Below are 13,233 nucleotides of genomic sequence, written 5' to 3'. Positions count from 1 at the left end.
ATCACGCATGAGAAGAGAAGCTTATGAAATTCGACCTGCAATACATGCTGTCACTGTTTGCCATGCCGGAGCTCTGGCACGCGGCGTTGACGGTTATAGAACTTAGCGCGCTGTCCTGGATCCTTGCGGTGGTGTTGGGATTTCCCATAGCTTGCGCGCGGCTCTCACGAAGACCTTGGCTGTCGACGCCCGCGCGTCTCTACATTTGGTTTTTCCGCAGCGTGCCTCTCTTGGTCGCGGTCATCGTGACTTACAACTTGCCACAGATGTTTCCGGCAACAGGCGGATGGTTCTCGCATCCGTTCTTCTCTGGGACGGTCGCCTTGGTCCTCACTGAGACCGCTTATATGGCCGAGATCCATCGGGGCGGCCTTACCGCAGTTGCCAAGGGCCAGTACGAGGCAGGCTACGCGCTGGGGCTGCGACCGGTCGGAATCCAGCGCCTTGTGATCATTCCACAAGCGCTGCGAATTGCCTTGCCAACACTCGCAAACCAGTACATCGCCTGCGTGAAGCTTACATCGTTGATTTCTGTAATTTCCCTGGGCGAGTTGCTTCTCGTTGGCCAGCAGCTTTACGCTCAGAATTTACTGGTGATGGAGACGCTCTGTGCGATTACGGTGTACTACGTCGGCATCGTCACTGTGTTCGGGTGGATCATCCAATTCGTTGAGAAGCGCTTCGATCTTCAGGCGCGGCGTCCTGTGGCCCTGGATACGGCCCAAGTCCATGCGCTTCGCGGACGCATTCCGGCGTTGGCCGCCGTCAAGAGCGACGCGTCGACGCGAGAGCTTACGCCCGCGCTGACTCTTAGGGGCCTGCAAAAACGCTATGGCGATCACCACGTTCTAAAAGGAATTGAACTAGAAGTGAGGCGGGGCGAAGTCATTTCGATCATTGGGCCTTCCGGTTCAGGGAAGACTTCGCTCATCCGAACCATCAATGCGCTCGAGGCGCTGGACGACGGTGAGGTGCTCCTGTTCGGCGAGCCGTTTCTTTCCGCGAGCGGTCGTAATCTCGGGCGCCGTGGTCGGAAAGGGCTCTTGAACATTGGGATGGTGTTTCAGACGTTCAATCTCTTTCCGCACCGGACGATTGCAGAAAACGTGATGCTTGCCCCGCGCTATCACGGCCGCCGAAATGCCGCGGAGGCACGCGCACAGGCGCTGGCCATGCTCGACAAGGTAGGGCTCCTTGCACACGCAGAGAAATATCCTCATCAGCTCTCTGGCGGACAGCAGCAAAGGGTTGCGATTGCTCGTGCCTTGGCGATGGAGCCGGCGATCATGTTATTCGACGAACCTACTTCGGCACTCGACCCGGAGCTGGTCGGAGAGGTACTAAAGGTCATCTCTGCGCTGGCGGACGAAGGGATGACTATGCTGATTGTGACGCACGAAATGGATTTCGCTATGTCGATATCAGATCGTGTGGTCTTCATGGAAGATGGTCGGATTGAGCTCGCCGCCTCTCCGGAAGAAATCCGCGACAGAGCAGATGCTGAACGAATCCGCCGATTCATTGGCACGGAGCACAAAGGAGGCGGATCGCCGGTGAGTCGTGCGTCCCGTCCGGTGCCACCTGTCATTCTGACCAACCAGGGTGCATTAGGCAGTGCATGACAACTGCAGTGCCGAACGAAAATGAAAAATCTTCAAGGACTTTGAGCGCATGAAACTTGTTAGCTTTCGACATGCAGGACGAGATACGTATGGTGTCGCTACAGAGCACGGCGTTGTCGACGCCGCGCCGTTTGCGGATGTGCTTGGTGCGACACTCAGGGAGGCTCTTGAGCGAGGGTCGATGCGCGCGCTTGCTGAGCGCGCCGAACAGACATCGGACCTTGTCGCCTGGTCGGACGTTGAATTGCTTCCAGTAATCCCCGAGCCGCAAAAGATTCTTTGCGTCGGCATCAACTATTTGTCGCACGTGAAGGAGACCGGCCGTGAACTACCCGACAAGCCGATGATCTTTGCACGGTTTGCCGATTCCCAAACAGCGCATGACGGACCGATCTTGAGACCGCTCGCGTCGGAGCGTCTCGATTTTGAAGGTGAGCTCGCCGTAGTGATTGGCAAGCGGGCGCGCCATGTCGCTGCGTCGAACGCGTTCGACGTGGTTGCCGGCTATTCGTGCTACAACGATGGCAGCATCCGTGATTGGCAGCGACATACCTCTCAGTTCACTCCAGGCAAGAACTTTCCGAAAACCGGCGCCTTCGGGCCATGGCTGGTCACTCCAGACGAGGTTGGAGATCCATCCGAGCTCACGCTGACCACGCGACTTAACGGCGAAGTCATGCAATCCGCCACTATGGATGACCTAATTTTTTCCGTGCCGCAGCTTATCGAATATTGCTCAACGTTTTGCACGCTGCTGCCGGGAGATGTCATTATCACTGGCACTACGGGCGGCGTGGGTGCTTTCAGGCAACCGCCTCTCTGGATGAAGGCGGGGGATATCGTTGAGATAGAGATATCCAAGATCGGGACGCTGCGTAACACGGTCGAAGATGAGCACTGAACCCACCGAACGCTTAGTTCACGAGGCTACCGTAAGACGGGCCAATTGATATGAACGTCTAACGTCTCGCGTGTGGGGCTTGACGGGACGGCTGCTGTTTGTCATGACTTCATCCCGATTGCCACGTGATCTTGGCTAGCGCATCCAGGTGTTGGCATGCTTTGCAGATCTGGCCTGTTGACGGCGGGGGGTCCTTCTGGCGGATCGGCGATGCTGCTACGCGCCTTGTCTTCGACTCGACCGGCCATGCATGGTCGGTCGAGTTTCTGAATCACCGGGTCAGTTCCCGACGATCATGTGCCTGGTTTGAATGGCTCCAGCGCGTTGGAGCAGGGTGGCCAGCGCGACACACAACAACATCAAGGCGAATTGCTCAATAGCTCGAACGGCACTGCCTGGTTGCCGCCCAATCAGCCGACTCTGTAACCCAGCGTCTCTGATACGCGAGCAGCAGTGCCAATCACATCGGCGGCCAGTGATCGTAGCGTCTTTGCTGATAACCGTTCGCTGGGCCCATTGATAACGATAGAAGCGATTGGTTTGTTTTCGCCACCCCAGACGGGGGCTGCAAGGCTGTTCGTCCCGGACCGAAACTCACCGATCGACGTTGCGAAACCATCGTCGCGAATCTGTTTGAGGCGTTTCCGCATCTCCGTCGCACTCTCTGCAGTCATCCAACTCGGGTCGACTTCTTGCGCCACCGTAATCGCCTGTTCAATCGTTGCATCGTCCTGAAAAGCCAGGATCGCTCTGCCAGCGGCGGTACGAAGAGCTGGCAGACGCATTCCTATCATGCAGAATACTCGATTCGGATCGCTACCTTCGATCTTGTCAACGTAGATTATGTCGAGGCCGTCCCCCACGCACAGGAAGATCGTCTCCCCGCAATGTTCGTGCAGTCTGCGCAACTGCGAGGCCGCAGCCAGGCGAACGCGATCGCGGGACAAAGCTTTATACCCAAATTCCCACATCCGCAGAGTAGGGCTGTAACGGCCCGTCAACGCGTCTTTCTGGGCATATCCGAGTTCAACCAACGTGCTCAACAAACGCTGAACGTTGCTCTTGGTAAGGTTCATCTGACGGCTGAGCTCCGTCACACCGCGCGGCTGATCGCTCTCCGCTAGCCGTTCCAACACCGTGAGCCCTTTGAGGATGGTGGTATCCATAGTCCTGATTGCAATTTAGTCCTGCCCGAGGCCCGCTTGGAATGCCCTACGCCAGGCGAACCCGGTTCCCTGCCGGGCCTTGTGCAAGATTATAGTAGCTCCGGGCTTGAGCCTGCTCGGCAGGCCGCTCCCGCTCAGTCGAACGTAGGGGAGTACAGCAGGCCGCCTTGAGACCAAAGCGTGTTCTGACCGGGCGGGAGCTTGTAGGGACTCTTGTCCCCAAGATTTCGCGCGTAGATCTCGCCGTAGTTGCCCATTTGCTTGATAACGTTATAAGCCCAATCGTCCTTCAGGCCCAGACCTTCACCAACGCCGGGTGTTACGCCCAGAAGATATTTGATTTCAGCTGTACTGTTCGCGTCGGCGCGTTTCGCCTCGACATTCGCTTGGGTGATGCCCAGACGCTGCGCCTCGATCAGCGCTCCGAAGGTCCAGTTCACGATGTCCAAGAAAGCATCGTCTCCCTGTCGAACGGCCACGCTAATCGGCTCCATTGACACGATGTCTGGAAGGATCAGCTGCTCGGGCGTCTTCAATTCGCCAGCGCGGAGCGCCGCCAGGCCCGGACCTGCGGCTGACAAGGCGTCGCAACGTTTGTTTTTGTACGCAGAGACAACGTCCGCAAAATTCTCGAACGTCACCATCTTGTACTTGACGTTGATCCCTCGCAAATAATTGACGAGTTGTCGATCTCCGGTGGATCCGGCGACGGCACATATCGTCGCACCGTCGAGCTCCTTCGCTGACTTGACGTTGAGCGAAGCGGGAACCATGAGGCGTACACCGGCGAAAAGGTAGGGGTTGCTGAATTGGAGTCCCAGCTTCGCGTCCCGGCTTCGAGTCCAACTGGTGAACATGGCTATTAGGTCGATCGAACCTGACTGGAGTGCAGGGAAGCGATCGGCCCAACTCACTGCCGAGAAATTCACCTTGGGGTTCGGTCCGAAGATTGCGGTCGCGATCGACTTACAAATGTCGATGTCGAGTCCATGCCAACTGCTATTGGCACCGACTTCGGAAAATCCCAGGTACGGCGACGTCGGCACCGGGCAAACGAGACTGCCACGGGTCTTGACGCGTTCCAGGGTAGGCGAGTTCGGGCCCGCTGCATGCGCGGTCGGGCTCGAAAAGGCAATCGCCGCGCCGGCGAGAACAAGAGCATGTTTGAGAACGGTTTTCACGGCTTCATATCCCTAACGAATGTTGAGTTTCTGCCTCGCGTCGGCGCGCCGACAGGTGCCTCAAGCGGCAGCCGGAACGTCGCAGGTGTAGTTGAGTGCTAACCGTCCACCCTCGACATAGATGACTTGGCCGGTCATGTAAGAGGCATCGTCACTCGCCAAGAAGGCAGCAACCGACGCGATTTCGCTGGTTTCGCCCGGGCGGCCCAAAGGTGTGCGCGACAAAATCCGGCGACGTGATTCTTCCGTGGCAAGCACTCGAGCCTTTGACATCTCGGTAAGGATTGTGCCGGGGCCGATGGCGTTAGCGCGGATGTTGTACTGGGCGAGCGAAATTGCCATGACTTTCGTGAGCTGGTTCAAGCCACCCTTCGAGGTCACGTAGGCCGTCTGATTGGGCAGGGCGACCTGACCATTGATCGACGACATGTTCACAATTGCGCCAGGCGCCTTACGCGCCACAAGTTCGCGCGCAAAGCGCTGCGACGCCGAGAACGCTGACGTCAGGTTGATTCGCAGCACGCGCTCGAAATCCTCGAGCTTGTAATCAAGGAAGTCTGCAGGACTAGTTACCGCGGCGTTGTTGACGAGCACGTCAAGCTTGCCGGCGTGCTTTAGAGCAGAGTCGAAGAGTCTGGCGATGTCAGCCTGCACGCCCATATCGGCAGTGATTCCGATGCCGCCGATCTCCTTCATGACGTCTGCCACATTCTCTTGGAGGTCTGCGCCGATGACCAATGCGCCTTCTTGCGCGAGTCGCTCGGCACAGGCAAGACCAATTCCCTGCGCCGCGCCGGTGACCAGTGCGACCTTGTTTTTGAAACGTTGCATCTAGAAGTCCCTCAAGGCAGGTTGCCGGCGAGCCGCCGCCGGATGTATCTCATTATACAAAGTTCTGTTCCGAATATCAGGACATTGAATCAGTATTTACCCCAATGCGTTTTATTTTGATCTGTCCTAGTATTCGGTCCAGGCGACTGGATATCGAAACATGGCAGCGGCGCGGACGACATGGAGTCGTCCGGCTGCTTAACCGAAGGGAGAGCGTTGTGATCCGACTGGCAGTAGACATTGGCGGGACTTTCACTGACGTCGTTTTAGACGTTTCCGGTACCCGTTTCACAGCGAAGGTGCTGACCACGCCGAGCGACCCGGAGCTTGGTTTCCTTGAGGGCGCTAGCGCGGCGTTGGCCAAGGCCAACGTGGTGCCCTCCGACGTTGGCGCGATCGTTCACGGGACGACACTCGCCACGAATGCCATCATTGAACGCAAGGGAGCCCGGGTCGGCTTGGTGACTACCGAAGGGTTCCGTGACTCACTAGAGATCGCGTATGAACACCGCTTCGAGCAAAGCGATCTTTACATGGTCCGCCCGGAGCCCCTTGTGCCGCGCGAACACCGCTGGGGCGTAACGGAACGGCTTGCGGCCGACGGGACTGAGTTGCTGCCGCTCGACGAGGCAGCGCTCGAGGAAGTCGCTCGCCAGATCAAGGACGCTGGCATTGAGGCGGTTGCGGTCTGTTTCCTCCACAGTTACGCAAATGACGCGCATGAGCGTCGTGCCGGCGAGATACTGGCTCGTCTGCTTCCGGGCATTCCGGTCTCGCTGTCCTGCGACGTCAGCCCGGAAATCCGAGAGTACGATCGCGTTTCGACGACTGTGGCGAACGCATACGTCCGTCCGCAGATGCAGGGATACCTGCAGCGGCTCGAAAAGCAGCTCGCGGAGCGGGGCTTCCATTGCGGCTTGCTCATGATCACGTCGAGCGGCTCAATGACGACACTCCAGACGGCGTGTGAATTTCCGATCCGACTCGTGGAATCGGGCCCGGCAGGCGGGGCCGTCCTGGCAAGCAACCTGGCGGAGGAGCTTGGCGAGCGGAGCGTAGTTTCGTTCGATATGGGTGGCACAACTGCAAAGATCTGCTTAGTTGATGATTACCGTGCACTTCAATCCCGCACGTTCGAAGTTGCACGCGCCTACCGATTCCTCAAGGGCAGCGGGTATCCGCTCCGCATTCCTGTTATCGAGATGGTCGAAATTGGTGCGGGCGGCGGTTCGCTGGCCGGAATCGACGAACTGCGTCGAATTACAGTCGGCCCGGAGAGCGCCTCGTCGGTGCCTGGCCCGGCGTGCTACGGCCGCGGTGGCAAACGGCCGGCCGTCACCGATGCAGACTTAATGCTGGGTCGTCTCGATCCTGACCGCTTCGCTGGAGGACAAATACGTCTTTCGACTGAGGCTTCCGCGAACGCTCTCAATGAAATCATTGGCAAGCAACTCGGCATCGACGAGCAGGCGTCTGCAGCGGGCATTTCCGAAATTGTCGACGAGAATATGGCAAATGCAGCGCGCGTTCACGCTATTGAATGGGGTAAAGACCTGCAAGAGCGCACCATGATCGCGTTCGGCGGGGCCGCACCCCTGCATGCGGCGCGCTTGGCGGACAAGTGTGGGATTCGTAAAGTGGTGATTCCCACTGGCGCAGGAGTCGGTTCGGCGATTGGCTTCCTGCAAGCGCCGATCGGCTATCACGTGACGCGCTCGCGATACGTGAATCTCGACGAGTTCGAGCCCGCCTCGGTCAACGAACTGTTTGCGACGATGAGCGCAGAGGCTGCTGCTGCTATCCGTAAGGCTAGCTCGAGCGGGACGATCGAGGAAAGCCGCGTCGCCTATATGCGCTACCGGGGCCAAGGTCATGAGATCGACGTTGCATTACCGTCGCGCGATCTTACCGACGACGACAAAGAGATGATGGAACGTCTCTTCGCGGAGCGATACGAAGCACTTTTCGGAAGAACCATTCCTAACCTCGGCGTTGAAGTCATGACGTGGAGTCTGGCCGCCCTTATTCCAGTTCCGGCGCCGGTTACTCAACAAGCAACAGCTCGTGCCACGACGGCCGTACCGACGTCACGTCGACAGATCTTCGATCCGGAATTGATGAAGGCGCTGGACCACGGCATCTACGTACGCGGCGACCTCAAGCCCGGAATGATTGTGGAAGGCCCAGCAGTCATTGTTGAGGATGAGACTTCTACGTTGGTAGGGCGCAACTTCGACGCATTAATCCTGAACTCCGGTTACATCCAGCTCGAAAGGAAGAACTGATATGAAGTCCGATTTGATCCAACTCCAGGTAACGTGGAGCCGTTTGCTCGCGATCGTCGAAGAACAAGCGCAGACGCTGATCCGCACTTCATTCAGCGTGACTACTCGTGAGGGCGGCGATGTGTCGGCTGGGGTATTCGACGCCGAAGGTCGGATGCTTGCGCAGGCTGTGACAGGGACGCCGGGGCACATCAATACGATGGCTATGGCTGTGCCTCACTTCGTGAATCGGTTTCCGATCGCGGAGATGCGTGAGGGCGATGTCTTTCTAACGAATGACCCGTGGCAGGGAACGGGCCACCTCCACGACTTCACCTTCGTTACGCCAGCCTTCCTCAACGGTCGTGTGGTCGCCTTTTTTGCCTGCACCTCGCACGTTGTGGATATCGGTGGAGTCGGCTTCTCACCAGAAGGGCGCACGGTCTACCATGAAGGCCTGCGGTTGCCGATTATGCGCTTTGCTGACCAGGGCAAAGCAAACGAGTGGCTGGTGGAGATCGTGCGCAACAACGTGCGTGAGGCCACGCAGGTGGTAGGCGACATGTATGCGCTCGCGGCTTGTAACGACAATGCGGTGAAGTCGCTTACCGCGCTGATGAATGAATACGAGATTGAATCGCTGGACGCGGTCCGCGATTACATCTTCGAGAACACCCGTCACGCGATGCTGGATGCGTTTGCCGCGCTGCCAAAAGCAAAAGCGAGCAATGCAATGCGCACCGACGGCTACGACAAGCCCGTTGATCTCGCGTGTTCGGTGACCATAGAAGACGAGCGAATTGTCGTCGACTTCGCCGGCAGTTCGCCCGTCTCGGATTTTGGTATCAACTGCCCGCTTTGCTACACAGCGGCTTATGCCTCGTTCGCGGTCAAATGCGTCGTGGCACCCAAAGTGCCAAACAATTCGGCATCACTCGACATGATCGTCGTGACGGCGCCGGAGAACACCATTGTCAACGCTCCTTTCCCTTCCGCAGTCGCCGTGCGAAGCGTTGTCGGCCACCTCGTGCCGGACGTCGTCTTCGGCGCGATGCACGAACTGCTGCCGGGCCGAGCGCCCGCGGAAGGTGCGGGCTCATTGTGGGGCGTCAAAGCTGGCGCTGGTATGGGCCTGACGCCTGCGAGCGGTGCAAAGCAGACCAACTTCATGATGATGAGCCTGCACAGCGGCGGCATGGGGGCACGCTCGAGCAGTGACGGGCTTTCTGCGACTCCTTTCCCTAGTGGCGTGAAGAATATTCCGGTTGAGGTTACTGAGGCGATTACGCCGTTGGTCGTCTGGAAGAAGGAACTGCGTCAGGACTCGGGCGGCGCTGGGAAGTTCCGCGGTGGCCTGGGGCAGACGATGGTTGTCGGAAGCCGGGAAGACGCGCCGTTCGCGATCCTTGCAACGTTTGACCGCATCAACCATCCACCACGCGGACGTGCCGGCGGCAGCAACGGCGCCAACGGCAAGCTCCAACTGGAGTCGGGCGAGCTCTTGAGACCAAAGGGGCGGCAGTTGATTCCGGCGGGTGATCGAGTTGTGCTCGATATGCCGGGCGGCGGCGGATTTGGAGATCCGAAAGACCGACCGCTGGAACTCATCGAAGCGGATCTGCAGCGCCTACTGATCAGTTGGGATGCAGCAGTCGCGCAGTACGGTGTCAGCCGCGACGCGAACGGCAAGCTGGTACGCGCTTCCTGAAACGTCATTTGAGGAAATATACGCAATGCGACTTTGCCAATATGACACACCGGAAGAACAATACTGCCACGTCGGCGCATATTTGCCCTTTGGACTGGTTGTGGATCTGTCCGCCGTGCTCAAGCAGCCTATCCGGTCAATGGTTGATTTCATCAAGCTGCACGAGGGCGGAGAAATCGATTTTTCTGCCCTTAGAAATACGCTTGACGCGTTAGATAAAAAGAATGCGATGGACCTCGGTGCTCTTTCGCTCGACCAATTGCATCTGCGCGCGCCAGTCACTGAACCCCCCAAGTTCTTTGCCATAGCGATTAATGGTCGCGAAAATTTTGAGCGTTCTATTAAGCCGGCGAATCCACGGCCGCAGTACTTCATCAAGCTACGCACGTGCATCACCGGACCTTTCGATCCGATCGAGTTGCCCGACATTGGATGCGTCGGTCCTGAAGTTGAACTAGCGCTCATCATCGGCAAGGGCGGGAAGCATATCGCAGCGGCTGACGCCTATGAGCACATCCTTGGCTACACCGTCCATAATGATCTGACGGCACACCACCTTCGCGCAACGTCGGAATGGATCCGGCTTCGCCGCAAGGACGGCAGTGAGGAGCAGCTGACCTATCCGGGGCGTTGGAAGAACTTCGACACGTTCTCGCCAATGGGACCTTTCCTTGTGACGATCGACGAAGTGCCCGATCCGCACGCACTAAAGCTCGATGCGCGGCTGAACGACGAATTGGTGCAGGCTGGGACGTCGGCCGACGCGGTCTACCAGATTCCGGAGCTGATCGAGTATCTCTCGGCGGCGCATACCCTCGAGCCGGGCGATATTGTGTCAATCGGAACCGTTCCTGCCGTGGAACCCTGGAAGATGGCGACGATCGATCTGCGTAAGTACGGTGGCACGATCGACGTCAGCATCGAAAGTGTCGGTCGCTTGAGTAATCCGATTGTCGCCGTTTGAGTGGAACCCGAGAACATGTCTACAACTTTCACTCGCTCTACGGCATTGTCGCGAATTAGTCCTTCCGCGACTATCGCAATTACGCAGAAAGCGCGCGATCTTCGCGCAGCCGGACGCGACGACATTCTCTCCTTGTCGATCGGGGAACCAGACTTCGACACGCCCGAGCATGTATGCGAAGCAGCGAGAGCCGCCATCGCTGCAGGAAATACGCGGTACCCACCGGTCTCGGGTGTTCCTGAGCTGAAGGAAGCGGTAGCGGCGAAATTCCAGCGCGACAACGGTTTGCATTATGGCCTCAACGAAGTCATCGTCAGCGCCGGTGCGAAGCAGATAATCGCGAACGCCCTGTTAGCCACGCTTAATGCCGACGACGAGGTGGTTATTCCGGCACCGTATTGGGTGTCTTACCCGCAGTTGACTCAATTGTGCGGCGCCAAGCCGGTATTCGTTACGACGAGCGCTTCTGACAAGTTCCTCCCGCGGCCCGAGGCGATCGAAGCGGCTATTACGTCGAAAACCCGATGGCTGATCCTCAATTCGCCGAGCAATCCATCGGGTGCGGTATTGAGTCAGGGCTCCCTGGCTGCGCTGGGCGACGTTTTGCGGCGGCATCCGCACGTATGGGTACTTACTGACGACATCTATGAGCATTTGATCTACGCCAGTGAACCTTATATGACCCTCGCGCAAGTCTGCCCCGATTTGGCGAATCGCACGTTGACCGTGAACGGGGTGTCTAAGGCTTACGCGATGACGGGATGGCGGATCGGATTCGCGGGGGGGCCGGCACAGCTCATCAAAGCGATGGAGTTGGTACAAAGCCAGTTGACAGGAGGAGCGTCATCGATCGCTCAGTATGCGGCAGCCGCCGCGCTTCACGGACCGCAAGATTTCGTGGAGAAATGCCGAAGTTCTTTCCGCGCTCGCCGAGATCGACTCATCACAGCACTGCGCGAGATCCCGGGGGTCGATTGCGCCATCCCCGACGGCGCGTTTTACGCGTTTCCGTCTTGCGCAAATTTCCTGGGAAAGACGACTAGTTCGGGCGCCGTCATACGAACGGATGAAGACTTTGTTCGCGAGCTTCTGCAAGCGGTCGGAGTCGCTGCCGTCCATGGTTCTGCATTTGGTAGCCCTGGACAATTCCGTATCTCATACGCCGCATCGCAAGAGATTCTCGACGAGGCTTGCCGGCGTCTGAAACTGTTCTGTGCTGGAATCCAATGACATCTGACCTCCATTCTGCCGACGACGCCGTGGGCACGCTAGCGGGCGAGTTGCGCCTTGAACCTTACTGGGCCGAGGCGCGGCCGACGGAAATAATGTTCGAGCCTCTCCCGTTGCCGCAGCGCGCAGATGTCGTAATAGTCGGCGCCGGGCTCACGGGAGTCGAGGCTGCGCGGGTCCTCGCAGAAGGAGGCCGTGATGTACTTGTTGTTGACGCCGGCCGGCCAGGAGCCGGAGCTAGTACGCGCAATGGCGGACAGGTTGGACGAAACTTCAAGCATAGTTTCAGCGAGTTGTGCAGTTCATTCGGCGAGTCAACGGCGACCGAGTATTTCATGGAACTGCGCACGGCCTACGACAAGCTGGCTGCTCTCGGTAACGAAGTGGGAGATCTCATAGGTTGGCGAAAGTGCAGTCGCGTAATTGGAGCGATGAGCATGTCTCATCTCGCAAAGCTTATCCGTGAATACGAGCGGCGCTCCCGCTCACTAGGTGAGGAAATCGAGATACTGGACCGCAATGCGATTGCGCGGGAGCTAGGGTCTACTCTCTATGTGGGTGGGGTACGGGTGGTCGAGAACGGAGCAATTCATCCCGGCATGTACTTCGAATTCATGGCGAGCCGGGCTTACGCTGCCGGAGCCCGAGTTGAGGGACACACCGCCGTCTATCGTATTGAACGGAATAACGATGGCTTCGTCGTCTACACCGGGCGCGGCTCAGTCGCCTGCAGAAACGTGTTCATTGCGACGAACGGCTACACCGACCGCTCCCTTGCATGGTTTCACTCACGCCTAGCGCCAATCAACTCATACATGATCGCGACGGAGCCGCTACCGGCAGCGGTTTGGGCGGAGGTCCTTCCTGAACGCCGCACTTACCACGACAATCGTCGACGGTCACATTTCATGACGTTCTCTCCAGACGGCAAACGACTGTTATTTGGTGGTCGTACAGGGGACGATCCTGCACGGTTGCGTAGCACTATCTCCGCGCTGGTGGACGACATGCGTTTTATCTTCCCAAGCCTTGCCGGCGTTCGAATTACACATGGGTGGACTGGGCGATGTGCAGGCACGCGCGACCTATTTCCACATGTAGGCGTCAACCCCGAAGGTATGCATTATGCGTTGGGTTATTGTTTCTCGGGGAATGCAATGGGGCCGTATCTAGCGCGCAAGGCTGCTGCGCGCATTCTAGGTAAGCATGAAGAAGCTCAGACGATCTTTGAGAGCAATCGGTTTCCCGAGTTGCCGGTGATAGCGCGGAGTAGGTGGACTATGCCGCTGCTTCTGAACTATTACGCGTGGGCTGATCGACCGAAGGGGCTCACACGAGCCATATAGCGATACGTCAATCGTTGTGC

At 58.0% G+C, this 13,233-nt stretch carries 10 protein-coding genes; 7 read left to right on the top strand and 3 right to left on the bottom strand.

Annotated features, from left to right (window positions below):
- Positions 1–23 precede the first annotated feature (23 nt).
- Together ACZCWR_RS25010 and ACZCWR_RS25005 are read left to right on the top strand one after the other, a co-directional pair.
- A complete protein-coding gene (locus ACZCWR_RS25010; protein WP_487305728.1) occupies positions 24–1,622 on the top strand; it encodes an amino acid ABC transporter permease/ATP-binding protein in 1,599 nt (532 codons plus the stop codon).
- A gap of 49 nt (positions 1,623–1,671) precedes the next feature.
- Complete coding sequence (locus ACZCWR_RS25005; protein ID WP_487305727.1) at positions 1,672–2,523, top strand: fumarylacetoacetate hydrolase family protein; 852 nt, start codon at positions 1,672–1,674, stop codon at positions 2,521–2,523.
- A gap of 410 nt (positions 2,524–2,933) precedes the next feature.
- On the opposite strand, the gene ACZCWR_RS25000 is transcribed toward ACZCWR_RS25005, so the two are convergent.
- From ACZCWR_RS25000 to ACZCWR_RS24990, 3 genes are all read right to left on the bottom strand, one after another.
- Positions 2,934–3,689, bottom strand: coding sequence for an IclR family transcriptional regulator (locus ACZCWR_RS25000; RefSeq protein WP_487305726.1), 756 nt, complete (start codon positions 3,687–3,689; stop codon positions 2,934–2,936).
- Positions 3,690–3,823: 134 nt separating this feature from the next.
- On the bottom strand, positions 3,824–4,870 hold the full coding sequence (locus ACZCWR_RS24995) for a transporter substrate-binding domain-containing protein (RefSeq protein ID WP_487305725.1): 1,047 nt from the start codon (positions 4,868–4,870) through the stop codon (positions 3,824–3,826).
- Between the two features lie 60 nt (positions 4,871–4,930).
- On the bottom strand, positions 4,931–5,701 hold the full coding sequence (locus ACZCWR_RS24990) for an SDR family NAD(P)-dependent oxidoreductase (RefSeq protein ID WP_487305724.1): 771 nt from the start codon (positions 5,699–5,701) through the stop codon (positions 4,931–4,933).
- A 218-nt stretch (positions 5,702–5,919) separates the two neighbouring features.
- Here ACZCWR_RS24990 and ACZCWR_RS24985 point away from each other — a divergent pair, with 218 nt between their 5' ends.
- Genes ACZCWR_RS24985 through ACZCWR_RS24965 form a run of 5 tightly spaced genes read left to right on the top strand, consistent with a single transcriptional unit; the run spans position 5,920 to position 13,213 of the window.
- Complete coding sequence (locus ACZCWR_RS24985) at positions 5,920–7,986, top strand: hydantoinase/oxoprolinase family protein (RefSeq protein ID WP_487305723.1); 2,067 nt, start codon at positions 5,920–5,922, stop codon at positions 7,984–7,986.
- Position 7,987: 1 nt separating this feature from the next.
- Positions 7,988–9,673, top strand: coding sequence for a hydantoinase B/oxoprolinase family protein (locus ACZCWR_RS24980; protein WP_487305722.1), 1,686 nt, complete (start codon positions 7,988–7,990; stop codon positions 9,671–9,673).
- 25 nt (positions 9,674–9,698) lie between these two features.
- Positions 9,699–10,637: a fumarylacetoacetate hydrolase family protein gene (locus ACZCWR_RS24975; protein WP_487305721.1), complete on the top strand. Its 939-nt coding sequence runs from the start codon at positions 9,699–9,701 to the stop codon at positions 10,635–10,637.
- A 15-nt stretch (positions 10,638–10,652) separates the two neighbouring features.
- Entirely contained in the window at positions 10,653–11,867 is a 1,215-nt protein-coding gene (locus tag ACZCWR_RS24970; protein WP_487305720.1) for a pyridoxal phosphate-dependent aminotransferase, read from the top strand.
- Complete coding sequence (locus tag ACZCWR_RS24965; RefSeq protein ID WP_487305719.1) at positions 11,864–13,213, top strand: NAD(P)/FAD-dependent oxidoreductase; 1,350 nt, start codon at positions 11,864–11,866, stop codon at positions 13,211–13,213. Before ACZCWR_RS24970 ends, ACZCWR_RS24965 begins: the two co-directional genes overlap by 4 nt.
- Positions 13,214–13,233: the final 20 nt, after the last annotated feature.

Source organism: Caballeronia sp. A2-2, assembly GCF_057612605.2.
This window is presented reverse-complemented; position numbering and strand designations above follow the sequence as displayed.

Bases quoted from the DNA above. Each gene is read 5' to 3' on its own strand.
- ACZCWR_RS25010 (WP_487305728.1), top strand. From the start codon at position 24: ATGAAATTCGACCTGCAATACATGCTGTCACTGTTTGCCATGCCGGAG.
- ACZCWR_RS25005 (WP_487305727.1), top strand. From the start codon at position 1,672: ATGAAACTTGTTAGCTTTCGACATGCAGGACGAGATACGTATGGTGTC.
- ACZCWR_RS25000 (WP_487305726.1), bottom strand. From the start codon at position 3,689: ATGGATACCACCATCCTCAAAGGGCTCACGGTGTTGGAACGGCTAGCG.
- ACZCWR_RS24990 (WP_487305724.1), bottom strand. From the start codon at position 5,701: ATGCAACGTTTCAAAAACAAGGTCGCACTGGTCACCGGCGCGGCGCAG.
- ACZCWR_RS24980 (WP_487305722.1), top strand. From the start codon at position 7,988: ATGAAGTCCGATTTGATCCAACTCCAGGTAACGTGGAGCCGTTTGCTC.
- ACZCWR_RS24975 (WP_487305721.1), top strand. From the start codon at position 9,699: ATGCGACTTTGCCAATATGACACACCGGAAGAACAATACTGCCACGTC.
- ACZCWR_RS24970 (WP_487305720.1), top strand. From the start codon at position 10,653: ATGTCTACAACTTTCACTCGCTCTACGGCATTGTCGCGAATTAGTCCT.
- ACZCWR_RS24965 (WP_487305719.1), top strand. From the start codon at position 11,864: ATGACATCTGACCTCCATTCTGCCGACGACGCCGTGGGCACGCTAGCG.